Origin of the sequence: Nonlabens sp. (genome assembly GCF_965660805.1) — a bacterium.
In the GTDB taxonomy this organism is placed as follows: domain Bacteria; phylum Bacteroidota; class Bacteroidia; order Flavobacteriales; family Flavobacteriaceae; genus Nonlabens.
In genome coordinates, this window is record NZ_CBFIBE010000008.1 from 43763 (window position 1) to 65465 (window position 21703).

Here is a 21703-nt window from a genome sequence, read left to right on the forward strand (position 1 = left end):
GTTTAACAATTCTTTAAAAGTTTGATGGATAATGCTAGGGTTTGCAATAGCTTAGAACAAGAAATGATTGTAATTTTGCAGCATGATAGAAGATAAAAATCCGCAGCGCACGTCGATTGAAAATTTAGGCGAATTTGGTCTAATAGATCACCTAACAAATAATGTAGAACTTACTCAAGACTCTACAGATCGAGGGATAGGTGATGATGCTGCCGTTATTACTCATAATGATTCTACTGTGGTTACTACAGACATGCTCATGGAAGGTGTCCATTTTGACCTGAGTTATGTACCTTTAAAACACTTAGGTTATAAAGCGGTTATGGTAAATCTGTCTGACATTTATGCCATGAATGCAGTTGCTACGCAAATCACGGTTTCCATAGCGATGTCTAATCGTTTTCCAGTGGAAGCAGTAGAAGAATTATATGACGGTATTAAACTGGCTTGTAAGGTTTATGGTGTAGATCTAGTAGGTGGTGACACTACAGCTTCTCAAACAGGACTAGTAATTTCAGTAACAGCTATAGGTGAGCAAAAAGCAGAGGATATCGTTTATCGCTCTGGTGCTGGAGATGGAGATTTACTGGTAGTCACAGGTGATGTGGGCGCGGCATACATGGGGTTACAAATCCTGGAACGTGAAAAAGCTGTTTACAAAGCAAATCCTAATAGTCAACCTGATATTGAGGCTTACAGTTATTTACTAGAACGACAACTCAAGCCTGAGGCGCGCAAAGATATTTCTAAACTTCTAGCAGATCTAGACGTAAAACCTACCAGTATGATCGATGTGTCTGATGGATTGAGCTCAGAAGTTATTCATTTATGTAAGAACTCTGAAATAGGAATGAAAATTTATGAAGAAAAGATCCCACTGGATCCTACGGTTATTAACGCTTGTGAAGAATTCAATTTAGATAGTACTACTATTGCATTAAGTGGTGGTGAGGATTACGAGTTGTTATTTACGGTAAAACAAGAAGATTTTCCTAAAATAAAAGCAAATCCTAGCTTGAGTATAATAGGTCATGCAGTTCCTCAAGGTGAAGGGATCCATTTAATCACGAGATCAGGTGAACAGGTTCCCATTCAAGCAATGGGATGGAATAGCTTTAAAGGTTAAAGGCTTAATTCTCTGCGATTTCTTTTTACCGCAAGTTTACTAAGAGCAATGTTGATACGAGTGTATTTATCGTTGAGCGGCACCACATTTCCATAAATGTTAGTAGTCATTTTTTTACCACATTTAGCACAGCACATTTCTTGAACACGTGAATTAACTTGATGAGTCACTTTTAAGGTGTGACCCGTAATACTGCAAATAGCAGCCGCTTTAATAGGTGAGAAATTCTGGGACATAATGTCTAGTAGTTTAGATACAAAACTGATTTATATCTAGTTAACTAGAGATTATGCAAATTAAGTTTTTTTAATCATCGTTAAAACGCTTAATTAATCGACAAAGCGCAGGTTTTGAATTAAATCTACGGGATGAGTAAGTAATAGCATGTGACCACCTGTAAAGGATAGTCCCTTTAATCCCTGAGTTTTTATTTCCTTTTCAATGAGTGATTTATCTATTACCGTATCTCTATCTCCATAGAGGTAGTTCACACGTACGGCATCATCAAGCCATACCGATGGTCTGTCTCGCATGGCGCGTAACGCTGCCAGCACACTTTTTACAGTCATGTTTTTTGCACTTACCTTCATAGCCTCAATAATTGCTTGATGTGACTCATGTTCTTCTTTAGTAAATAAGTTATTAATGGCCATAGAAACATAGGCATCTTGAAAACGGTCTATGAGTTGAATTGCTCGATTACGCATTTGTTTACGTCCTGGTAGATCAGCACCGGCTATACTATTAACTAATGTTAATGAATGGAGTTGGGAAGGATACTCTTTTGCAAAAGCGGCTCCTACATAACCGCCCATGCTATGACCTACAAAATGGACTTTTTCAATTCCTTGTTGTAAGAGCTGTTGGCTTATCTCAAGGGCTAGAGATGCGATAGAATATTCACTTATAGAAGGTGATGCTCCATGACCTGGAAGTTCCACAAATAAGAGATCATATCGTTTTTCTAATGCCGCAGCAACAGTATTCCATTGACTCTTACTACCTAGAAAACCGTGTAGCAATAGTACTACAGGTTTGTTTTCGCTTTTAAAAGAATAGGTCATTTTACGCATGGTGGCAAGATAATATCTATGGCTGGTGTTAAAGTAAAAGGCAGTTCTTTTTATTTATATAAATCTGTTTTGTGGTTTATAACTCTTTAAAAATATGATACTAAATAGTTGAAAAAAATGATATACCAAATGGTATCTTTACCTTATGAGAAACCCACAGCGTACTAAGCAAATTATTATTGAACATAGCGCTAACCTTTTTAATACCAGAGGTTATAAAGCCACCTCGTTAAGTGATATTACCACTGCTACTGGTTTTACTAAAGGAGCTATTTATAAGCATTTTAAAAATAAAGAAGATCTAGAGCAGCATGCTCTACGCAGTTTAAGTAAACAAATGTTTGATATTCTTAATTCAAAAATCAAAACTGCTGAAAATTTTCAATCAAAAATTGAAGTTGTCTTTATCTTTTTTGAGAATTATTTTGAGAATCCGCCCTATGAAGGTGGATGTCCTTTAATGAACAGCGCTTGTGAAAGTGATGATCTTGATGCTGGGTTAAGACAGCAGTCTTTTGGTATGCTTGTTACATTTAAAACCACGATTGAGCGTATTTTTAATAGTGCTCTCAAAAAGGGCACTCTTAAAAAAGATACTGATATAGACCTATTAACTCATCTCTTCATTGCTACCCTAGAAGGTGCCATTATGATGAGTAAGTTAGAGCGCAACAACCTAGCATTAAAGAAATGTATTTCTTATTTGAGAACTATTGTTGCTGGAATCACTGTTAAATAAAGAGCTGTAATTTTTACTTAAATAAAAACCCCAAGGCTTTTAAAAAACCTTGGGGTTTACATTTTTATGTAAAAGCTATTATTTCAACATAGCCTGAGCTTCTTTTATGACTCTAATCGTTCTTTCTTTAAGCTCCACGATTTCTTGATTTTCCTTTTCTAGAATATCCAGCTGTTTTACAGCTGCTTCTAGGTCATTAGGCAATTTATAGTCATAAGGAAACTTCTCTGAATAGTCTCTCATCCATACCATCATATCATCATGCGCTTTTTGAAGCTCTCCTTTTTTAGACATCATAACATCTGTATTTGTGGAGTCCATCTTTTGAGTTAATTGATTACTCAAGTCCATTAAATCACCCATTTTAGGCATGATCTCATCGTGCGCTTCCATAGCTTGTTGCTTGAGATCATCAAAAGCAATTTGCTGTTCTTTAAGTCCATTATCACAAGAAATGAATAATAGAGCGGCTAGGAGTACATAAAGTGATTTCATAGTTACAAGATTTATACTGCAAAGATACTAACGCATATCAATTAAAAACAGACTTTTCTCATAAAAACGATGTAAGCCGCAAGTGTTTATCGCTACTTATATTTGCAATCGACCAGCACCGTTTTATGTTTCCCATTGCATTTCATTCTATTTACAAACATCCACTGCCAGAAGGGCACCGTTTCCCTATGGTAAAGTATGAATTGTTACCTCAACAATTACTACTAGAAGGAACCGCAGTAGAGCGTGATTTTTTTGAACCTAGCCAGCTTTGTGAAGATGAAGACGTACTGCGTGTACACACAGCAACATATCTCGATGAACTCAAAACTTTAAGCTTAGAACGCAAAGCGGCTCGCAAACTTGGTTTTCCTTTAAGTGCTCAACTAGTGGAACGAGAATTGCGCATCGCTCAAGGAACTATAGACGGTTGTCTCAAAGCGATGGACTTTAAGGTGGCTATGAACATTGCCGGTGGAACGCATCATGCTTATACAGATCATGGCGAGGCGTTCTGCCTCTTAAATGATCAAGCCATAGCCGCAAGATATTTACAACATCACGGGTTAGCAGAAAAAATTCTTATCGTAGACTTAGATGTTCATCAAGGAAACGGAACAGCACAAATTTTTCAAAATGATGATAGTGTCTTTACTTTTTCCATGCACGGTGCCGGTAATTATCCTTTTAAGAAAGAGCAGTCTGATCTCGATATCGCTTTGCCAGATGGTACTGATGATGAGCACTATTTAAGTGAACTCAAAAATATCTTGCCCGATTTGATCTCTCAAGAACAGCCCGATTTCATTTTTTACCTCTGCGGTGTGGACGTCGTTGCAACAGATAAGTTAGGCAGGTTAGGCATGACCTTAAATGGCTGCAAGAAAAGAGATATGTTTGCTTTGTCCGCTTTCGCGAAAGCGAGAACACATAAAAATAACCGTATCCCAGTACAGTGCAGTATGGGTGGTGGCTATTCTCCAGACATTAAAACCATTATAGAAGCCCATGCCAATACTTTTAGGGTAGCGCGTGACGTGTTTTATTAGGTTAACGCAGCCATGATTTGGACTTTGCACTGCGTGCAAAAAGCCATAATGATATAGACATGATAGGTACAACCAGAAAGAAAAATTTATCAGAACCGTTGATGATATCCCAAGCTCCATTATATACATTAAAACAAGTCGTGATGATGACTGCAAAAAGAGATATTAATGACATTAACACCGCATACTTTCTTTTAAAAATGAGCAGGATACAGGCCAGTAAACCAGCAAAAACAGCAACTCCATATATATAAATGTACCAAGATGGTCTAGATAAATATAACTCCTGTTGTTGCTCATTCATTTGTTCTAATAATATTTCTGAGGCAGCTATTTCTGTAGACCAAGCACCTATTCCCATTAAATTCCAAAGGAGAAAAATAATAACAAGTACCCAGAACCACAATTGAGGTTTTGAACTGTAAGGCATAATTAATTGTTTTTGAATTTATTTATCTAAAGTTAATAAATAATTATACAATATGTTATAAATCTTACATATATAATATTAAAAAGATAATTTATGTTTTCTTTTTTGTGATTATTCTCCCAGTAATGATATGAGGAATCCCGCTTTTGCCAAAGCGAAGTAAAAATAAAAACCAGCTGAACTCACAGCTCAACGACTCAACAACTCATGGCTAATCTTGCCACTCAGCAATAAAAAGGTTAGTATCGCGTCCACCACCATTATTGCGATTAGAAGAAAAAGCTAAGTACTTTCCATTATTAGAGAAAACAGGGAATGCATCAAAAGTCTCTCCATGCGTGATGCGTTCCAGACCAGTACCGTCAGTATTAATCATGTATAAGTTAAAAGGGAAACCACGCTCTGCTTCAAAGTTTGAAGAGAAAAGCACGCGCTTTCCATCAGGTAAAAAGAAAGGCGACCAGTTAGCATTTCCTAGTTGGGTTAATTGACGTAAATCAGATCCATCTGCATTACAAATGTAAAGTTCCATTTCTGTAGGTTGTACCAGTCCTACAGCAAGTAAATCCTTATATTCTTTGATTTCTTCATCAGTTTTAGGTCGTGAAGAGCGGAAGATTAACTGTGTGCCATCTGGAGAGAAAAACGCACCACCATCATAACCTAACTCATGCGTGATTTGCTTGACATCGCTACCATCTATATTCATGGTATATAATTCTAAATCACCACTACGATCGCTGGTAAATACGATTTTATCACCTTGTGGCGATACCGTAGGCTCTGCGTCATAGCCTTTTTCGTTAGTTAGTTGTGCTGTGATATTTCCATCAAGATCAGCCACAAAAATGTCGTAGCTATCATATATAGGCCATACATATTTACCGTTTTCCTTTAATGGAGTATCAGGGCAATCATCACTTTTTAAATGCGTGCTGGCATAAATGATATGCTCATTATCGGGTAAGAAATAAGCACAAGTAGTTCTTCCTTTACCTGTTGAGATCATAGGTGGCACGCTTTCGCGGAAGCTGTCTCCATTATTCATTAGGAACATTTGATCACATCCTACGTCCCAAGCAGCGTTATTGCTTTGGAAAATAAGTTGCTTATCATCAAAACTCCAGTAAGCCTCAGCATTATCACCACCGAAAGTTACCTGATACATATCCTTGAAATGTGTCTCGCCTTCCATGATTAATGGATGAGTTGCAGTTTCATTTTCTGATGTTGTAGCTGTGTTTTCAGTACTTTTTGCAGCCTCTTTACAACCTACAAATGAGATTATTGCGATAAGAAATAGGAGTGTTCTCATGGATGATTTATTTTTGTGCAAAATTACATCGTAGATATGAGAATCGCCATACTTTTAATTACCATTTGTCTATTAGCCTCTTGTAAAACAGAGCCTAAAATGCTGGAACCAGTAATCGGTGACATGAAAGAAGATGTCGTTTACCTAGCTTCAGACTCATTACATGGTCGTGCAACAGGAACTTCTTATGAATTACTTGCCGCAGACTATATCGCTAAGCGCATGAAAGAATCTGGATTAGAACCTAAAGGAAATGCGGGAACTTATTTTCAGACTTTTTCTTTTAAGCCATCTAGTGATCCACATCAAGAAGCGGCTTTTACAGACGAGAAAGGCGATGAGTTTCTTACCGGAACTAACGTGATAGGTTACATAGATAATGGAGCAGCACAAACGGTTGTGATAGGAGCGCACTACGATCATCTAGGAATGGGCGGTGAAGGTTCCCTATATCGAGAAGGACCAGCCATCCATAATGGTGCAGATGATAATGCTAGTGGTGTGGCCATAATGCTAGACCTAGCTTATGACTTAAAAACCAGCGATAAAACGGGAAATAATTACCTTTTTATGGCATTTTCTGGTGAGGAAATCGGTTTATTAGGTTCTAATTACTTTACTAAAAACTCGACAATTGCCTTAGATTCTATTACCTACATGATTAACATGGACATGGTAGGACGATTAAACGAAGAGAATAAACTGGCCATTTATGGCACAGGAACATCACCACGATGGAATCAAATTATTAATGCTGTAAACAAAGATTTTGAACTGGCACTAAGTGAAAGCGGTGTAGGTCCTAGTGATCACACTTCGTTTTATCTCAATGATATTCCGGTATTACATTTTTTTACAGGACAGCACGAGGATTACCACAAACCAGGTGATGATGCTGATAAGTTGAATTATGCTGGTATGGAAAAAATATCTGACTATATTTTCAGTATCATTAGTGAATTTGATACCGCTGGGAAACTAGCCTTTAGAAAAACTAAAAACGAAAGCGAAGAAGTGCCACGTTTTAAAGTAGGTTTAGGAGTCGTTCCAGACTATTTATTTACAGGAAAAGGAATGCGCATCGATGGCGTGAGCGAAGAAAAACCAGCACAAAAGGCAGGATTAATGAAAGGTGATATAGTCGTTAAACTAGGCGATAGCACAATAGTAGATATGATGAGCTATATGCGCACACTAGCCACTTTTGATAACGGCGATACAACTAAAGTTACCGTAGATCGTGATGGTGAGATGGTGGAGAAGGAGATTACATTTTAAGATAATTTGTTTAATTATAAAGCTCCTTTCCGGATCCCTGAAAATATATTCTTGTAAATTTCTGGGAAGGGAAACGTGGATAAAATGAGCAAATCAATCTTTAATCGTAAATGTTGAGAGCCTTTTTTCTTTTAGTTTCAATTTTTCAAGTTCAGATTTAACTTCAAGTTCAATTTCATTCGTAACTTTGTCCCATCTCAAGGGGTGCTTTTTAAGTTGCAATAGTATTGTAATGAAAAGGGCTGAGATTATACCCGAGGAACCTGGGCAGGTAATGCTGCCAAGGGAATAGATTTAAGTTTTTTGGTATTCGCTTTCGCGAAAGCGTAATTCCTAAGACTTTTTTCAAGAGAATCCTCTCAATCATTTTATTATTAATCAAACCGAATAAATGCCCCTTTTATTTGAACTTTAAAAGGAAGTTCTTATGAAACATTTAGGTCGCGTTTTAATTGCAACGGCACTGGCAACAACCAGTCTTGCAATAGCGCAAAACACACAAGAAATAGACACTACAAAAGCTGAAGCACTCGATGCAGTACTCGTTAAAGCAGTACGTGTAAATGCAAAATCACCGATCACACACAGCAACCTTTCTAAAAAGGAAATTGCCAAACGCAATTTAGGTCAGGACATACCACAACTGCTTAACTTTTTACCATCTGTGGTGACCACCAGTGATGCTGGTGCTGGAATAGGTTACACAGGATTGAGAATACGTGGTGTGAGTTCACAATCTACTAACGTTACCATTAACGGTATTCCATATTCTGATGCTGAATCCTTAGGGACATTTTGGGTGAATCTAGGAGATTTTGCAAGTTCTGTAGAAAACCTGCAAGTACAGCGTGGAGTAGGAACGAGTACTAATGGTAGTGGTGCTTTTGGCGCGAGTATTAATTTATTAACCGATGCTTTTTCAAAAGAAGCAAGTGGTGAAATATCAAATTCCTATGGTAGTTTTAATAGTAGAAAACATACCGTAAAATTTTCTACAGGATTAATAGGTGCAGATGCTGATCGTGGTCGAGGCATTGAAATTGCTGGACGGTTATCAAACATCGAGTCTGATGGTTATGTGGACCGGGCTTCTACAAGTTTAAAGTCTTATTTTCTACAAGGAAGTTATGTAGATGATAATCGATTGATAAAAGCTATCACCTTCGGTGGTAATAATGTGACCTATCAGTCATGGTTTGGAATAGATCGTACTACGTTGAGAGAAGACAGAACCTTCAACCCAGCTGGTATCTATGAAGATGAAAATGGAAACACAAAATTTTATGATAATGAAGTAGATGATTATCGCCAGGATCACTACCAGTTGCACTGGAATGAGAAATTAAATAGAAACTGGTCTACAAACATAGGATTGAATTATACTTATGGGCGTGGTTTTTTTGAACAATTTAGAGAAGATGATGATTTTTCAACCTATGGTTTTGATGAACTTGTCGTAGATGGACAAACGGTAAATACTACAGATTTGGTACGCCGCAGGTGGTTAGACAATGATTATTACGTAGTGAATGCAAATGTGAATTATAAAAATAATTACATCGACTGGACTCAAGGTGTTTCTTTCAGTCATTATGACGGTGATCATTTTGGCGAGGTGATTTGGGCACGTTTTGCAAGTCAGAGTAATATTAGGGATCGTTATTATGAAGGAAACGGAAAGAAAAATGACTTATCCATATTTAATAAAGCTACAATCAAGCTTGATGAAAATATTCAACTATATGGTGATTTACAAGTCAGAAATGTTAATTACGAAACTTCAGGAATTAACTCTAATCTGACCCAATTTAATGTGGATGAAAGCTATTTATTCTTCAACCCTAAAGCTGGTGTGACTTATAGATTTAATGATAACAATGATTTTTATTTCTCTTATGCCAGAGCAAATAGAGAACCTACTCGAGATGACTTTGAAAACAATCCGGACATAAAACCAGAACAGCTCAACGATTTTGAACTAGGATGGCGTCATAAAAAAGGGAACTTTACCTTTAATGCAAACACCTATTTTATGCTCTATAACGAGCAACTGGTTTTAAGCGGTGCCATTAATGATGTAGGCGCACCCTTAAGAACTAATAGTGGAGAAAGTTATAGAATAGGTCTAGAGTTAGAAACTGTTGTTCCAGTAACAAAGCAACTTACATTACAATCTAATCTTGCCTTAAGTACAAATAAAAACAGAGAATTCATTCGTTCTTTTGATGGAGAATTACAGAATTTAGGAAGTACCGATATTGCTTTTTCACCTAATGTCATAGCCGCAAATGCAATCGTGTATCAACCCATAAAAGATTTTCAGATCTCGCTTTTAAGCAAGTTTGTAGGAGACCAATTTATGAGCAATACTGAGGCAGCAGAATCTAAGTTGGATAGCTTTTTCATCAACGATATAAACCTAACCTACACTTTGAAGACTAAATCGGTTTTTGACTCGATTGTTTTTACTGGTTTAGTGAATAATGTTTTTGATGAGAAGTATGTGTCTAATGGTTATTACTTCACTTTTGATGATGATTTTTCAAATCCAGGAACGATCTCAACGGTAGAAGGTGCTGGGTTTTATCCGCAGGCAGGAATTAATTTCTTAGCTGGTGTTACTTTGAAATTTTAAACGGTTATTTCAGTTATCAGTTATCAGTTATCAGTTAATGGTTATTAGTTTGGTGAGTTTTTTTACGTAGCAAAAAAACTGCGATTGCAAACTGCGACTGAGGACTGAAAACTAAATGATTGCGGGCTAATTAAATACTCTTATGATATTCCCACTGCGTTCTACACGATAAGCTTTAAGGCCATATTCTCCATTACCTTGAGTAGGCTGACCGTTAAAGATACTGTACTCATTATCATCATCAGGACATGGGCAGCTTGCGGTAATGCCTGATATGGTCATTTTTGAACAAGAATTAGGCGAGTGATTAGGATCGCTTAGTTCATAAGCAAAATATTGAGAGTTCCCTAAATGGTACACTACAATACCTCGCAAACCACCACTATTAACTACCACATAATTATTATCATATTTCAAGACACTATACTGTGGTAGGTTAGTGTTCAACTCAATTTGAAAGGCAATATCTACCAGAAAAGGGTTGTTGCGCCTTCCATCATCACTCGTACAGGAGAAAATGATAAACAGGACACTAAGAATAAACGCTTTGCGCATAAGACAGTTTCTATTAAAGACTTCAAATGTATAACGATGATATTGATATTTAGTATATTTGTTTTTGAAATCCCGCATTAATGGTGGGATTTTGCTATTTATAATCTCAAGACCATATTAGAAATGAAGGGTTTTGAGAATAACGCTTCCGCGAAAGCTGACTTAAAACAGCCTCATGGAATTAAAAAAGACACTTATGAGTAACGTAAATTATTATACAGAAGAAGGTTTTAAAAAACTGCAAGAAGAACTCAAGCAACTTAAGGATATAGAACGCCCTAAAGCTTCACAAGCTATTGCCGAAGCACGTGATAAAGGTGACTTAAGTGAAAACGCAGAATATGACGCTGCCAAAGAAGCACAAGGCATGCTAGAAATGCGCATATCTAAACTAGAAGCGGTAGTGGCAAATGCTCGTATCATAGATGAAAGCGATCTAGATATGTCCAAAGCACTGATCCATAGTAATGTGAAGATTAAAAACCTGAACAATAATATGACCATGAATTATAAACTGGTCGCACAAAGTGAGAGTGACATTACTAAAGGTTATATTTCTGTAGATTCTCCTATAGGTAAAGCACTATTAGGTAAAGAAGTAGGTGAAATCGCTGAGGCTGTCGTGCCGGTAGGAACCATAAAATTAGAAATACTAGAAATTTCTAGAGATTTATAAATGATCGTTTCATTAAAAAAATATCAGTAGCCATCACTTTTTCTAAGAACAGATTAATAGTAACTAGATCATAAATGAGCATATTCACAAAAATCATCAATGGTGAGATTCCAAGTTACAAAGTAGCAGAAAATGAAGATTTCATCGCTTTTCTAGACATTAATCCCAATGCACCAGGTCATACACTTTGTGTACCTAAAAAAGAGGTCAATAAAATCTTTGACTTGGATAGTGAGACCTATTTTGATTTAATGGATTTTTCTAGAGAAGTAGCCCTAGCCTTGCGAGAAGAAGTAACCTGCCAGCGCATAGGGATGAGTGTAATAGGACTAGAAGTTCCTCATGTACACGTTCATTTAATACCGTTGCGCGATATGGAAGACATGCGATTTATAAACAAAGTTTCTTTAAGTGATCAAGAAATGCAAGACATCGCTAGCCGCGTTAAGGCGCGATTTGATGCTTAAATAATATCAAACTTTGCAGGTCTTCAAGACCAGTAAGGTTTATTTATCAAATCTTACCATAAGATTTAATGATATCATTAACAGGTAGAATTAGTAGATAGGTTTTACCTTTGTAAAAAATAATAATTATGTACCCAGCAGAATTAGTTCAACCGATGCGTGATGATTTAGGAAACGCAGGTTTTGAACACTTATATACCGCAGACGCTGTAAAAAGCGCAATTAGTAAAGAAGGAACTACTCTAGTAGTAGTTAACTCAGTATGTGGATGTGCTGCCGCAAATGCACGTCCTGGAGCAAAAATGTCTCTAGAGAACGCAAAAAAGCCTGATCATATCGTAACGGTTTTTGCAGGTGTAGATCGTGAAGCAGTAGATGCCGCAAGAGCAGCGATGGTTCCATTTCCACCTAGTTCACCTAGTATGGCATTATTTAAAAATGGTGAGTTAGTACACATGCTAGAGCGTCACCACATAGAAGGTCGTCCAGCAGAAATGATTGCTGAGAATCTAAAAGAAGCTTATAACGAGAATTGTTAAAAGCAGTCTTTTTAATTAACAAACCCCAAAGGTTTTCAAAAACCTTTGGGGTTTTTGCTTTTCGATAATTAAGAATTATTTCGTTATGCATGCATATTAATTCTTATGCAATGCATAATAAATTAAAAGTTTTCAAATTACATTTGTGATATGCAAAAAATAATCTCGTATCCCTTAACGATACTACATTTTATCATCTTTTTCTTATTGCTGGTGATATTTCATCCCATACAGATAGTCTGTCACAAAATATGGGGTTATGACGCTCATAGAAAGAGTGTCGCAGTATTGAATTGGTTTTTAATGCAGTCGCAATTACCGTTGTTCAACACCTTTGAGTTTAATTTTAAAGAAGATCTACCCGTAGGGCCATCATATATTTTTGTGAGTAATCACCAGAGCATGTTTGACATACCACCGCTCATTTATCACTTACGTCACTACCATGCTAAGTTTATTGCAAAAAAAGAGCTTGCCAAAGGTATTCCCAGCATATCGCTTAACTTGCGCATAGGTGAAAACTGCGCCATAGATCGTAAAGATGCTAGACAATCCATTGCAGCTTTAATGAAATTTGCAAAAAACGTACATGATAAAAAGCGCAGTGCCGTTATTTTTGCTGAAGGTTCCCGCAGCCGTACTGGTGTCCCTAAACCTTTTAAGACTAAAGGTTTACTCACTTTGTTTAAATATATTCCAGATGCTGTTGTAGTTCCTATTACGGTAAACAATTCATGGAAAGTAGATCGTTATGGAAAATTCCCTTATGGAATAGGTAATAAAATATCAGTTACTGTTCATGAGCCCATTCCTATTGCTGATCGCAATGGAGAGGAAGTCATAGCTCAAACAGAATCTGTAGTACATGGAGCCGTAACAAGCACAGCTATAAAAACTTAAAACTTAACAAACTCTAAATTACTGATTATCGCAATTACGCTTTCGCAAAAGCGTATTAAATATAAAAACGCTTACTTTTAGAGTCTATTATATAAAATTATGAATACCAAGCCCCTAAAAAATATACGTATCGAGGTGATGCAATCGCTGGAAAGTAGAGTAGAGTCCTTTATGGACGAGTACTTAATTCCGGTAGATAAAATATGGCAGCCTACAGACTTTTTGCCTAATTCTCAAGAGGACAGTTTTTTTGATGAAGTGACTGAACTGCGTGAGCTTGCTAAGGAGTTACCTTATGATTTTTGGGTAGCACTAGTAGGTGATACCATTACAGAAGAAGCCCTACCTACTTATGAGTCATGGCTCATGGATGTAGAAGGAGTTAATCAAGTAGAAGGAAAAGGAAATATATGGTCTAAATGGGTGCGCCAGTGGACTGGAGAAGAGAACCGCCATGGAGACGTGCTTAATAAATATTTATACCTGTCTGGCCGCGTGAACATGCGTGAAATAGAAATCACAACACAACACTTGATTACAGACGGTTTTGATATAGGAACAGATCGAGATCCTTATAAGAACTTTATTTATACCAGCTTTCAAGAGCTAGCTACTTTTATATCACACAATCGTGTGGCTAAGTTAGCACGACAGTATGGAAATGCATCACTTTCTAAAATGTGTCGCATGATTTCAGGTGATGAAATGCGCCATCATAAAGCTTACAGCACCTTTGTAGAAGAAATCTTTAAAGTAGATCCTAGTAATATGATGGTAGCTTTTAAGGACATGATGGTGAATAAAATCGTAATGCCGGCTATGTTCTTAAGAGAGGCAGGACAGTCCATGGGTAGTGCTTTTGAGGATTTCTCAAATAGCGCACAACGTATAGGTGTTTACACGGCGCAAGATTATGTAGACATCATGCAAAAACTCATAGATATGTGGGACATCGCAAACATGAAAGGTCTTAATGAAGAGGCAGAGAAAGCACGCGACTATTTAATGAAACTTCCAGCACGTATGGAACGTATCTCGCAGCGTATTAAGATTCCAGAAGAAATCACCCGTTTTACATGGGTAAATCCTGTGATGACTACCTAGTGCTTATGGCATTTATAATTAAAATCCCTAGAGTTTTTCTGGGGATTTTTTTGTTATCAGTTATTTTGGTATTATTTCTAGCTCGATCACTTAGTGGTTAATAGTGATTAGTGTTGACTAAGTTTTCAACGGCAAAAAACTTTGGATTAAAAGGCTGTGAACTATAAAACTACGGCCACTTAAAACGGCTTGATTATTGCACCAACTCATTTATCACCATTAATTATTTACTTTTACCTGAGATGAAGATTTTTCAAAAAAGCCTGCGCAATCGCATTTTTGTTGCGATGATTTTATTAACCTTAATATCCAGTTTATTGATTGCTGGAATGTCCGTTTTTCAATCTAGGGAACAGGCAAAGGATTATCATGAAAAACGACTACAGCGCAAAGAACAGGCAATAAAGGAGAACATAGCTTATGTGTTAGGTAGTACTGATTTTCCAGTTATAACTGAAAAACTACCTATTATTTTTAGAGAAGAGATTTATGGGATCAGTGATATTCATGGAATGCCCATAAAAATGTATGACCTACAGGGCAAGCTTATAAAAACCTCAAAACCTCAACTTAAAGCAGATTCTCTAGATTATCAAATAGATCCATTGATCCTTAAAGGATTAAGTTCTTCAGATACTAAACGGTATGTAGAAGAGTTTGAAGAAGATGGTAAAAACTATCTATCGAGTTACTCTTACATAACAGACAGTCAGTTTAAAAGCATAGCTATTCTCAACTTACCCTATCTAGAGAATGATGATTTTATGAATTATGAGCTCAAGGAATTTTTAACAAGGCTATCAGGTATTTATGTGCTCATGTTTTTATTCTCTATTTTCTTAGCTTATTTTCTATCTAAGTATATTACTAAATCTATAAGCAGAATAAGCGACCGTTTTAAGGAAATAAACATAGCCCAGCGCAATGATAAAATAGAACTAGATGACTCAGACGCTGGTGAGTTAAAAGCGCTGGTCAGGTCTTATAATAATATGGTAGATCAGCTAGAAGAAAGCGCCGTAAAACTAGCCACTAGTGAACGAGAACAAGCCTGGCGTGAGATGGCAAAACAAGTAGCGCACGAGATTAAAAACCCGTTAACACCTATGCGGCTGACCGTGCAAAGTTTCCAGCGCAGGTTTGATCCTAACGACCCAGATGCCAAAGAGAAATTAAATGAATACAGTAATTCTTTAATTGAACAAATAGATGTGATGAGTAGTATAGCCAGCGCATTTTCTACTTATGCAACCATGCCAGCGCAAAAAAGCGAGGAGACAGATGTCGCTATGGTTACACAACTAGCACTAGACATCTTTAATGAATCCTACATAAGTTATGAGGAAGATGCTGAGTCTTTGTTTGCCGTTTTTGACCGTACACAACTCATTAGAGTAGTTACTAATTTGATAAAGAACGCTGTACAGGCACAAGATACTCACCGTTTACCAGAAATTAAAGTAAGTGTTACCCATGATGACACCTTTGTTTATGTAAAAGTCGCTGATAATGGAACGGGTATTCATGAAGATCACCAAGACAAAATTTTTGAGCCTAAATTCACCACTAAAAATAGCGGTATGGGATTAGGGCTAGCTATGGTAAAGCAAATCGTTGAGAATTTTAATGGAACCATAACCATGACCACTGTTTATGGTCTAGGAACGACTTTTGTTGTGCAATTACCACTTTCTAGAAAGTAGGGTTTTAATGACTACGCTTTCGCGAAAGCGTATTTTTAAACAGTCATAAAAACCATATTTAGTCCTTTTGTATTATAGGGATTAGTAATTTTTTAAAGTTTCAGATTCTTAAATCATAAAGCTTATCCTTATTTTTACTTCTTATAATCAAAGCTACCATGAACAACATTCTCGTTACTACCGATAATAAAATTACAACCATAACCATCAACAGACCTTCTAAACTTAATGCGCTTAACAAAGAGACCATTGCAGAGTTAAGTCAAGCAATTGATACTGCCGAAGAAGATCACCATACTCGAGTAATAATTCTAAGGGGTAGTGGAGAAAAAGCATTTGTAGCTGGAGCAGACATCGCAGAGTTTGCTGATTTTACGCCAGAACAAGGAAAAGAACTAGCGGCACATGGACAGGAAATTTTATTTAACAAAGTAGAAAAATGTTCTAAACCGGTTATCGCAGCCGTAAATGGATTTGCCCTTGGTGGTGGATTAGAGCTTGCTATGGCAGCACATTTTAGAATTGCGAGTGATAACGCTAGAGTAGGATTACCAGAGGTTTCTCTAGGTGTGATTCCAGGTTATGGAGGCACGCAACGCTTACCACAATTAGTAGGTAAAGGTCGTGCGATGGAAATGATTATGACGGCAGGAATGATAGATGCTGGAACAGCACATTCTTATGGATTAGTAAACCATGTGGTAACACAAGAAGAGTTAATCCCTACTTGCGAGAAGATTGCTGGTAAAATCATGCGTAATAGCCCAGTAGCTCTAGGTGCTGCTATAGATGCGGTTAACGCTGGTTTTGTAGATGGAGTGGATGGTTATCAAGCAGAGATTGATTGTTTTCGAGCATCGTTTAGCACTGACGATTTTAAAGAAGGTACTACAGCGTTTCTAGAAAAGAGAAAGGCTGATTTTTAATCGAGAGCATTTAATTATAAAAGCTGTAGTAAGTTTATTTTACTCAGGTTTATTCTTGTAGAACTATAACTATATAAAATGGTTTTGTTTTCTCTTTTGCTTGATTGATGCTCAAAAATTAAATATCACGTACAAAAAAACCTTTGAAAATATTTTCAAAGGTTTTATGAGTTTGTCAAAATGAGACTTTCTAGTACTTATAAGAAATTCCTTTTTTGATGTTTTGTGATCCTCCTAGAGCATTAGAATTTGCACCTACAGTTGCTTTATCGGCAGTAAGTAAGATGAATTGGTGTCCTAATTCAGCAGCAGCCATTTTTAATTTCTTCTCTGCTTTTTTATCACCGGTATTTCCTGTTTGGAAATTTATTAATCCTGTTTTTCCTCTTACTTGCTTCCCTTTTTTAAGACCTGCTATGTAGCTCTTATCTTCTAAGATTACTACATTTTCCCAGTCCTTTTTATTTCTTACGACGATCTTTTCTGACACCTCTTCTACACGACCGCTTTTGTGAACTATTTTTTCAACCGCATACTTACCTACAGTATACTCTGCTTCTTCACCTTCATAGATGAAAGTTATTGTAAATTCTTCAACTTTTACGACTTTACCTTTAATGGTTTCACCGTTGTGCTTCATGATCTGGTCACTCTGACCAAATGCAATACCTGCGCACAATAATACTAATACTGATAATAATTTTTTCATGTGATATAAATTTGTCTGTAAATATAAGGAGTTTTATAGGATTGAATTATGTTTTCTTATCCTGATTTAAGTGTGTTATACCAATTTGTGTTTATTAAGACTTTATAAATTCATTTTGGTATTAAAGATCTAAACCACGGGAATTGTTGTAATAAATAAAAAATCCGTTTAAGAAATCTAGTCTTAAACGGATTTAGAATTTAAAGGCACTAAGCTCTACAAATCAAATTTAATCCCTTGTGCTAGCGGTAATTCATCAGAGTAGTTTACCGTGTTAGTTTGTCTTCTCATATAAACTTTCCAGGCATCACTTCCAGACTCGCGGCCACCACCGGTTTCTTTTTCACCACCGAAGGCTCCACCTATCTCTGCTCCACTGGTTCCTATATTTACATTTGCAATTCCACAATCAGATCCAGCAAATGATAAGAATTTTTCAGCTTCTTTCATCTCATTAGTCATGATTGCTGATGATAACCCTTGTGCAACACCATTTTGTTTTTCGATAGCGTTTTCTACTTCACCGCTATATTTCATTAAATATAAAATAGGGGCAAAAGTTTCGTGTTGTACTATTTCAAAATGATTCTCTGCCTCAATAATTGCTGGTTTTACATAGCAACCGCTTTCATAACCTTCACCTTCTAGGACACCACCATCTACTAGTACATTTCCACCTTCAGCTTTTGCTTTTTCTATGGCTGCTAGATACGTGTTTACAGAATCCTTATCAATTAATGGACCTATATGATTCTTTTCATCTAGTGGGTTTCCTATAGTTAACTGACCATAAGCGCCTACTATGGCATCTCTCACTTTATCATACACAGATTCATGGATGATCAATCTACGTGTAGAAGTACAGCGCTGTCCACAAGTCCCTACAGCACCAAATACAGCACCAGGAACTACTACTTTTAAGTCTGCGCTAGGTGTAATAATGATCGCATTATTTCCTCCTAACTCTAATAATGATTTACCAAAACGTTTTGCAACTGTTGCTCCTACGATTCTACCCATTCTAGTAGATCCTGTAGCAGACACTAAAGGAATTCTAGAGTCTGTAGTCATCATTTCACCTACTTTATAATCTCCATTAATTATAGAGGAAATACCTTCTGGTAAGTTGTTTTCTTTTAAAATTTCAGCTATAATATTTTGACAGGCAACGGTACATAAAGGTGCTTTTTCAGAACCTTTCCACACGCATACATCTCCACAAATCCAGGCAAGAGCTGTGTTCCAAGCCCAAACAGCCACAGGGAAATTAAAGGCAGAAATGATTCCCACTACACCTATAGGGTGCCATTGCTCTCTCATGACGTGTCCTGGTCTTTCAGAAGGAATGACTTGTCCATTAAGCTGTCTTGATAAACCTACTGCAAAATCACAGATGTCTATCATTTCTTGAACCTCTCCATAACCTTCTTGTAGAGATTTCCCCATTTCATAAGAGACTAATTTTCCTAGAGGTTCTTTTAAGTCTCTTAGTTTGTTACCGAATTGGCGTACAATTTCTCCTCTTTGTGGAGCTGGCATAGTTCTCCATTCTATAAAGGCAGCTTGCGCTTTTTCCATAACCACATCATAGTCTGCTTGAGTAGTTGTGGTTACCTTACCTATAAGTTTTCCATCCACTGGTGAGTAAGAAGCTATTTCTTCTCCGTTTCCAAAATTATGGCTACCCGTAGAAGTACCGTGATTTACATCGTTAATTCCTAATTGTTTTAAAGCTTCATCCATCCCGAAGCTGTTTGCAATGTTTGACATATCTGTTTTTAAGTTTAATCCAGCTTATCAGCTAGTTTTTTAAATACTTTTTTTGGATTTTTATTATCATATAAGATGCTGTAAACCGCATCTAGAATAGGAGTGCGAGCTCCTTTTTTACTATTAATTTTATAGGCACTATTTGTTGCATAATAACCTTCGGCAATCATGCTCATTTCTAGTTGTGCACTGCGTACGGTGTACCCTTTTCCTAGCATGTTCCCAAATAGCCTGTTTCTAGAAAACACAGAATATCCTGTTACTAAAAGGTCTCCTAGGTAAGCACTATCATTAATATTACGTTTCATCTTATGTACTTTTTTAATGAAACGTTTCATCTCTCTTATCGAGTTACTCATGAGTACGCTTTGGAAGTTATCTCCATAACCTAGTCCATGTGCTATTCCAGCGGCTATGGCATAAATGTTTTTTAGTACTGCAGCATATTCAGTTCCTATAATATCATCTGTAGTTTTACAGTTAATATAATCGCTACTTAATTTAGATGCTACATAGTCTGCCTTATCATTATCTGCACAAGCAATGGTAAGATAGGAAAGTCTTTCTAGCGCAACTTCCTCTGCATGGCAAGGTCCTGTGAGAACTCCTATGTCCTCTAGTGGTATGTTGTAATGCTTGTTGAAATGTTCTCCTACGATGAGTCCGGTCTCTGGCACGATACCTTTAATAGCGCTAAAAATTATTTTTCCTTTTAGATCTACCTTAAGCGATTCTAATTCTGTGTATAAAAATGCACTAGGGATAGCAAATATACACACGTCTGCCTCACTTATAATTTCATTAATATCATTTGATAATCGCAGTTGTGTAACGTTAAATTCTACTGAGCTTAAATAATTAGGGTTGTGGTCATTACGTTTAATATGCTCGATTGCATATACACTACGCATGTACCAGCCTACTTGGTCTAGGTTTTCACAAAGCATTTTTACGATAGCCGTAGCCCAGCTACCGCCGCCTATTACCGCAAACTTCTTGTTGTTTTCCATAAAATTCAGTTGGGTTGTAAAAATACCATTTTTAAGTGTAGTACTCAACTGATTAACTAACAGTTGTTAGTAGCAGGTGGTTTTTTTATTCTTTATTGAGTTTTTTGAGGACGCTTTCGCGAAAGCGAAATTATAATCATCTCAAAATAAGTTACTTATGGACTTGGCACGCTTTTCGCAAACGTTGTAGTAATTAATATATGAGCGTTATGAGAACATTTTACAAAATTTTAGGAAGCCTGTTCATTGCGGTAACTATCGCAAGTTGTTCAACAGAAGTGATTGTAGGTGATGGTCCTGATAATAGACTAACGCTTCATGAGGTTTTAAGTAATCAAGAGTTATGGTATGTAGATTTGAACAGTACGCAAGGATCTCCAGATATTCCTTTTATGACTCGTGCCTTTACGATAAGCTTTGACTTCGGTACTTTGTATGCAAATAATAACCTTGTTGGGGTAGGTCGTGCTGGTGCAGGACTAGGGCTAGATGTAGGTAGTTATCAAATATTGAATAATCAAGTCTCTATATTGCATGATATTGATGGTTTGCATGATTTTAAGGTTGTGGTCTTAACTTTTAATAGAATTAAAATGATCGATTTACATCGTGGAACCGTTTACTTTTTAGATGGATATAATCGTAATAATTTTAACTATGACCAGTTGTTCTATGATAATATTCAGTATTTCTTACAGGAATATCGCGCTTGGGAAAAGGTTTATACAAGTAATGTAGGCGCACTTAATGATTTTGATCAAGAGAACTATCTACAGTTTCATCCTGGTTTTAATGGTGACGTGTTTTATAGTTCTACAGATCATAATGGTCTGAATTATAGTAGTCTGTTCTGGGATTATACAGGTAAGTATGAGGTAGAAGATGTTACTCCTGGTTCAATTAACAAGCATTTAACGCTTGATTATGATTTTATAGGCAATGATTTTTTTGACCTTTACGTTATTAATGAAAACACGATAGAACTGCATCATGTGGCCTCTGGAATAACTTATAAATTTAAAGGTAGAGGATACATTCAATTGAAGAACACGACTAGTAAATCTAGAATAATAGATGTTAGTAGAGTTCTTAAGAAATAGGTAAAAATATTGGTTGGTTGAAAACCGTCTGTGGATCTATTGAGATTGCAGGCGGTTTTTGTTTTATTATCATCATTAGAGCGATAATCAGTTCGTTTGTTAAA

General features: G+C 36.6%; 22 protein-coding genes. 13 read left to right on the top strand and 9 right to left on the bottom strand.

Annotation, left to right across the window (positions count from 1 at the left end; all coding sequences use genetic code 11):
* Window positions 1-82 precede the first annotated feature (82 nt).
* The gene (gene thiL, locus ACTF48_RS03715; protein WP_438961795.1) at window positions 83-1126 is read left to right on the top strand and encodes a thiamine-phosphate kinase; all 1044 of its coding nucleotides are present in this window, start codon (window positions 83-85) and stop codon (window positions 1124-1126) included.
* Here thiL and ACTF48_RS03720 read toward each other — a convergent pair.
* Together ACTF48_RS03720 and ACTF48_RS03725 are read right to left on the bottom strand one after the other, a co-directional pair.
* Window positions 1123-1362, bottom strand: a complete 240-nt coding sequence (locus tag ACTF48_RS03720; RefSeq protein WP_438961796.1) for a hypothetical protein — start codon at window positions 1360-1362, stop codon at window positions 1123-1125. The genes thiL and ACTF48_RS03720 overlap by 4 nt on opposite strands.
* A 93-nt stretch (window positions 1363-1455) precedes the next feature.
* The gene (locus ACTF48_RS03725; protein ID WP_438961797.1) at window positions 1456-2199 is read right to left on the bottom strand and encodes an alpha/beta fold hydrolase; all 744 of its coding nucleotides are present in this window, start codon (window positions 2197-2199) and stop codon (window positions 1456-1458) included.
* Window positions 2200-2344: 145 nt separating this feature from the next.
* On the opposite strand from ACTF48_RS03725, the gene ACTF48_RS03730 reads away from it, so the two are divergent.
* Window positions 2345-2938 (top strand): TetR/AcrR family transcriptional regulator, encoded by a 594-nt coding sequence (locus ACTF48_RS03730; RefSeq protein ID WP_438961798.1) that lies wholly within the window; start codon window positions 2345-2347, stop codon window positions 2936-2938.
* 78 nt (window positions 2939-3016) lie between these two features.
* Here the strand turns inward: ACTF48_RS03730 and ACTF48_RS03735 are convergent, their stop codons facing one another.
* Window positions 3017-3433 carry a hypothetical protein gene (locus ACTF48_RS03735; RefSeq protein ID WP_438961799.1) on the bottom strand — a complete coding sequence of 139 codons (417 nt, stop codon included), beginning with the start codon at window positions 3431-3433 and terminating at the stop codon, window positions 3017-3019.
* A gap of 125 nt (window positions 3434-3558) precedes the next feature.
* On the opposite strand from ACTF48_RS03735, the gene ACTF48_RS03740 reads away from it, so the two are divergent.
* Complete coding sequence (locus tag ACTF48_RS03740) at window positions 3559-4482, top strand: histone deacetylase family protein (RefSeq protein ID WP_438961800.1); 924 nt, start codon at window positions 3559-3561, stop codon at window positions 4480-4482.
* Window position 4483: 1 nt separating this feature from the next.
* Here the strand turns inward: ACTF48_RS03740 and ACTF48_RS03745 are convergent, their stop codons facing one another.
* Together ACTF48_RS03745 and ACTF48_RS03750 are read right to left on the bottom strand one after the other, a co-directional pair.
* Entirely contained in the window at window positions 4484-4912 is a 429-nt protein-coding gene (locus ACTF48_RS03745) for a hypothetical protein (protein WP_438961801.1), read from the bottom strand.
* Between the two features lie 211 nt (window positions 4913-5123).
* Complete coding sequence (locus ACTF48_RS03750; RefSeq protein ID WP_438961802.1) at window positions 5124-6227, bottom strand: TolB family protein; 1104 nt, start codon at window positions 6225-6227, stop codon at window positions 5124-5126.
* A gap of 36 nt (window positions 6228-6263) precedes the next feature.
* Here ACTF48_RS03750 and ACTF48_RS03755 point away from each other — a divergent pair, with 36 nt between their 5' ends.
* Both ACTF48_RS03755 and ACTF48_RS03760 read left to right on the top strand, forming a co-directional pair.
* Window positions 6264-7505, top strand: coding sequence for a M28 family peptidase (locus ACTF48_RS03755; protein ID WP_438961803.1), 1242 nt, complete (start codon window positions 6264-6266; stop codon window positions 7503-7505).
* A gap of 427 nt (window positions 7506-7932) precedes the next feature.
* Window positions 7933-10140, top strand: coding sequence for a TonB-dependent receptor (locus ACTF48_RS03760; RefSeq protein ID WP_438961804.1), 2208 nt, complete (start codon window positions 7933-7935; stop codon window positions 10138-10140).
* Between the two features lie 126 nt (window positions 10141-10266).
* Here the strand turns inward: ACTF48_RS03760 and ACTF48_RS03765 are convergent, their stop codons facing one another.
* Complete coding sequence (locus ACTF48_RS03765) at window positions 10267-10695, bottom strand: Rieske (2Fe-2S) protein (protein ID WP_438961805.1); 429 nt, start codon at window positions 10693-10695, stop codon at window positions 10267-10269.
* 196 nt (window positions 10696-10891) lie between these two features.
* On the opposite strand from ACTF48_RS03765, the gene greA reads away from it, so the two are divergent.
* The 7 genes from greA (at window position 10892) to ACTF48_RS03800 (ending at window position 17010) form a co-directional block, all read left to right on the top strand.
* Window positions 10892-11371, top strand: a complete 480-nt coding sequence (gene greA, locus ACTF48_RS03770; RefSeq protein WP_438961823.1) for a transcription elongation factor GreA — start codon at window positions 10892-10894, stop codon at window positions 11369-11371.
* A 74-nt stretch (window positions 11372-11445) separates the two neighbouring features.
* Complete coding sequence (locus ACTF48_RS03775; RefSeq protein ID WP_438961806.1) at window positions 11446-11838, top strand: HIT family protein; 393 nt, start codon at window positions 11446-11448, stop codon at window positions 11836-11838.
* Window positions 11839-11966: 128 nt separating this feature from the next.
* On the top strand, window positions 11967-12377 hold the full coding sequence (locus ACTF48_RS03780) for a BrxA/BrxB family bacilliredoxin (RefSeq protein ID WP_438961807.1): 411 nt from the start codon (window positions 11967-11969) through the stop codon (window positions 12375-12377).
* 150 nt (window positions 12378-12527) lie between these two features.
* Window positions 12528-13277 (top strand): lysophospholipid acyltransferase family protein, encoded by a 750-nt coding sequence (locus ACTF48_RS03785; protein ID WP_438961808.1) that lies wholly within the window; start codon window positions 12528-12530, stop codon window positions 13275-13277.
* Window positions 13278-13376: 99 nt separating this feature from the next.
* Window positions 13377-14381 carry an acyl-ACP desaturase gene (locus ACTF48_RS03790; RefSeq protein ID WP_438961809.1) on the top strand — a complete coding sequence of 335 codons (1005 nt, stop codon included), beginning with the start codon at window positions 13377-13379 and terminating at the stop codon, window positions 14379-14381.
* A 242-nt stretch (window positions 14382-14623) separates the two neighbouring features.
* Entirely contained in the window at window positions 14624-16084 is a 1461-nt protein-coding gene (locus tag ACTF48_RS03795) for a sensor histidine kinase (RefSeq protein WP_438961810.1), read from the top strand.
* A 158-nt stretch (window positions 16085-16242) separates the two neighbouring features.
* Window positions 16243-17010, top strand: coding sequence for an enoyl-CoA hydratase/isomerase family protein (locus ACTF48_RS03800; protein ID WP_438961811.1), 768 nt, complete (start codon window positions 16243-16245; stop codon window positions 17008-17010).
* A gap of 190 nt (window positions 17011-17200) precedes the next feature.
* On the opposite strand, the gene ACTF48_RS03805 is transcribed toward ACTF48_RS03800, so the two are convergent.
* From ACTF48_RS03805 to ACTF48_RS03815, 3 genes are all read right to left on the bottom strand, one after another.
* Window positions 17201-17719 carry a hypothetical protein gene (locus tag ACTF48_RS03805; protein ID WP_438961812.1) on the bottom strand — a complete coding sequence of 173 codons (519 nt, stop codon included), beginning with the start codon at window positions 17717-17719 and terminating at the stop codon, window positions 17201-17203.
* A gap of 216 nt (window positions 17720-17935) precedes the next feature.
* A complete protein-coding gene (gene amaB / locus ACTF48_RS03810; RefSeq protein WP_438961813.1) occupies window positions 17936-19489 on the bottom strand; it encodes an L-piperidine-6-carboxylate dehydrogenase in 1554 nt (517 codons plus the stop codon).
* A 14-nt stretch (window positions 19490-19503) separates the two neighbouring features.
* A complete protein-coding gene (locus ACTF48_RS03815; protein ID WP_438961824.1) occupies window positions 19504-20499 on the bottom strand; it encodes an NAD(P)H-dependent glycerol-3-phosphate dehydrogenase in 996 nt (331 codons plus the stop codon).
* A 209-nt stretch (window positions 20500-20708) separates the two neighbouring features.
* On the opposite strand from ACTF48_RS03815, the gene ACTF48_RS03820 reads away from it, so the two are divergent.
* Window positions 20709-21599: a nicotinic acid mononucleotide adenyltransferase gene (locus ACTF48_RS03820; protein WP_438961814.1), complete on the top strand. Its 891-nt coding sequence runs from the start codon at window positions 20709-20711 to the stop codon at window positions 21597-21599.
* Window positions 21600-21703 lie beyond the last annotated feature (104 nt).

Bases quoted from the DNA above. Each gene is read 5' to 3' on its own strand.
- thiL (WP_438961795.1), top strand. From the start codon at position 83: ATGATAGAAGATAAAAATCCGCAGCGCACGTCGATTGAAAATTTAGGC.
- ACTF48_RS03720 (WP_438961796.1), bottom strand. From the start codon at position 1,362: ATGTCCCAGAATTTCTCACCTATTAAAGCGGCTGCTATTTGCAGTATT.
- ACTF48_RS03725 (WP_438961797.1), bottom strand. From the start codon at position 2,199: ATGCGTAAAATGACCTATTCTTTTAAAAGCGAAAACAAACCTGTAGTA.
- ACTF48_RS03730 (WP_438961798.1), top strand. From the start codon at position 2,345: ATGAGAAACCCACAGCGTACTAAGCAAATTATTATTGAACATAGCGCT.
- ACTF48_RS03735 (WP_438961799.1), bottom strand. From the start codon at position 3,433: ATGAAATCACTTTATGTACTCCTAGCCGCTCTATTATTCATTTCTTGT.
- ACTF48_RS03740 (WP_438961800.1), top strand. From the start codon at position 3,559: ATGTTTCCCATTGCATTTCATTCTATTTACAAACATCCACTGCCAGAA.
- ACTF48_RS03745 (WP_438961801.1), bottom strand. From the start codon at position 4,912: ATGCCTTACAGTTCAAAACCTCAATTGTGGTTCTGGGTACTTGTTATT.
- ACTF48_RS03750 (WP_438961802.1), bottom strand. From the start codon at position 6,227: ATGAGAACACTCCTATTTCTTATCGCAATAATCTCATTTGTAGGTTGT.
- ACTF48_RS03755 (WP_438961803.1), top strand. From the start codon at position 6,264: ATGAGAATCGCCATACTTTTAATTACCATTTGTCTATTAGCCTCTTGT.
- ACTF48_RS03760 (WP_438961804.1), top strand. From the start codon at position 7,933: ATGAAACATTTAGGTCGCGTTTTAATTGCAACGGCACTGGCAACAACC.
- ACTF48_RS03765 (WP_438961805.1), bottom strand. From the start codon at position 10,695: ATGCGCAAAGCGTTTATTCTTAGTGTCCTGTTTATCATTTTCTCCTGT.
- greA (WP_438961823.1), top strand. From the start codon at position 10,892: ATGAGTAACGTAAATTATTATACAGAAGAAGGTTTTAAAAAACTGCAA.
- ACTF48_RS03775 (WP_438961806.1), top strand. From the start codon at position 11,446: ATGAGCATATTCACAAAAATCATCAATGGTGAGATTCCAAGTTACAAA.
- ACTF48_RS03780 (WP_438961807.1), top strand. From the start codon at position 11,967: ATGTACCCAGCAGAATTAGTTCAACCGATGCGTGATGATTTAGGAAAC.
- ACTF48_RS03785 (WP_438961808.1), top strand. From the start codon at position 12,528: ATGCAAAAAATAATCTCGTATCCCTTAACGATACTACATTTTATCATC.
- ACTF48_RS03790 (WP_438961809.1), top strand. From the start codon at position 13,377: ATGAATACCAAGCCCCTAAAAAATATACGTATCGAGGTGATGCAATCG.
- ACTF48_RS03795 (WP_438961810.1), top strand. From the start codon at position 14,624: ATGAAGATTTTTCAAAAAAGCCTGCGCAATCGCATTTTTGTTGCGATG.
- ACTF48_RS03800 (WP_438961811.1), top strand. From the start codon at position 16,243: ATGAACAACATTCTCGTTACTACCGATAATAAAATTACAACCATAACC.
- ACTF48_RS03805 (WP_438961812.1), bottom strand. From the start codon at position 17,719: ATGAAAAAATTATTATCAGTATTAGTATTATTGTGCGCAGGTATTGCA.
- amaB (WP_438961813.1), bottom strand. From the start codon at position 19,489: ATGTCAAACATTGCAAACAGCTTCGGGATGGATGAAGCTTTAAAACAA.
- ACTF48_RS03815 (WP_438961824.1), bottom strand. From the start codon at position 20,499: ATGGAAAACAACAAGAAGTTTGCGGTAATAGGCGGCGGTAGCTGGGCT.
- ACTF48_RS03820 (WP_438961814.1), top strand. From the start codon at position 20,709: ATGAGAACATTTTACAAAATTTTAGGAAGCCTGTTCATTGCGGTAACT.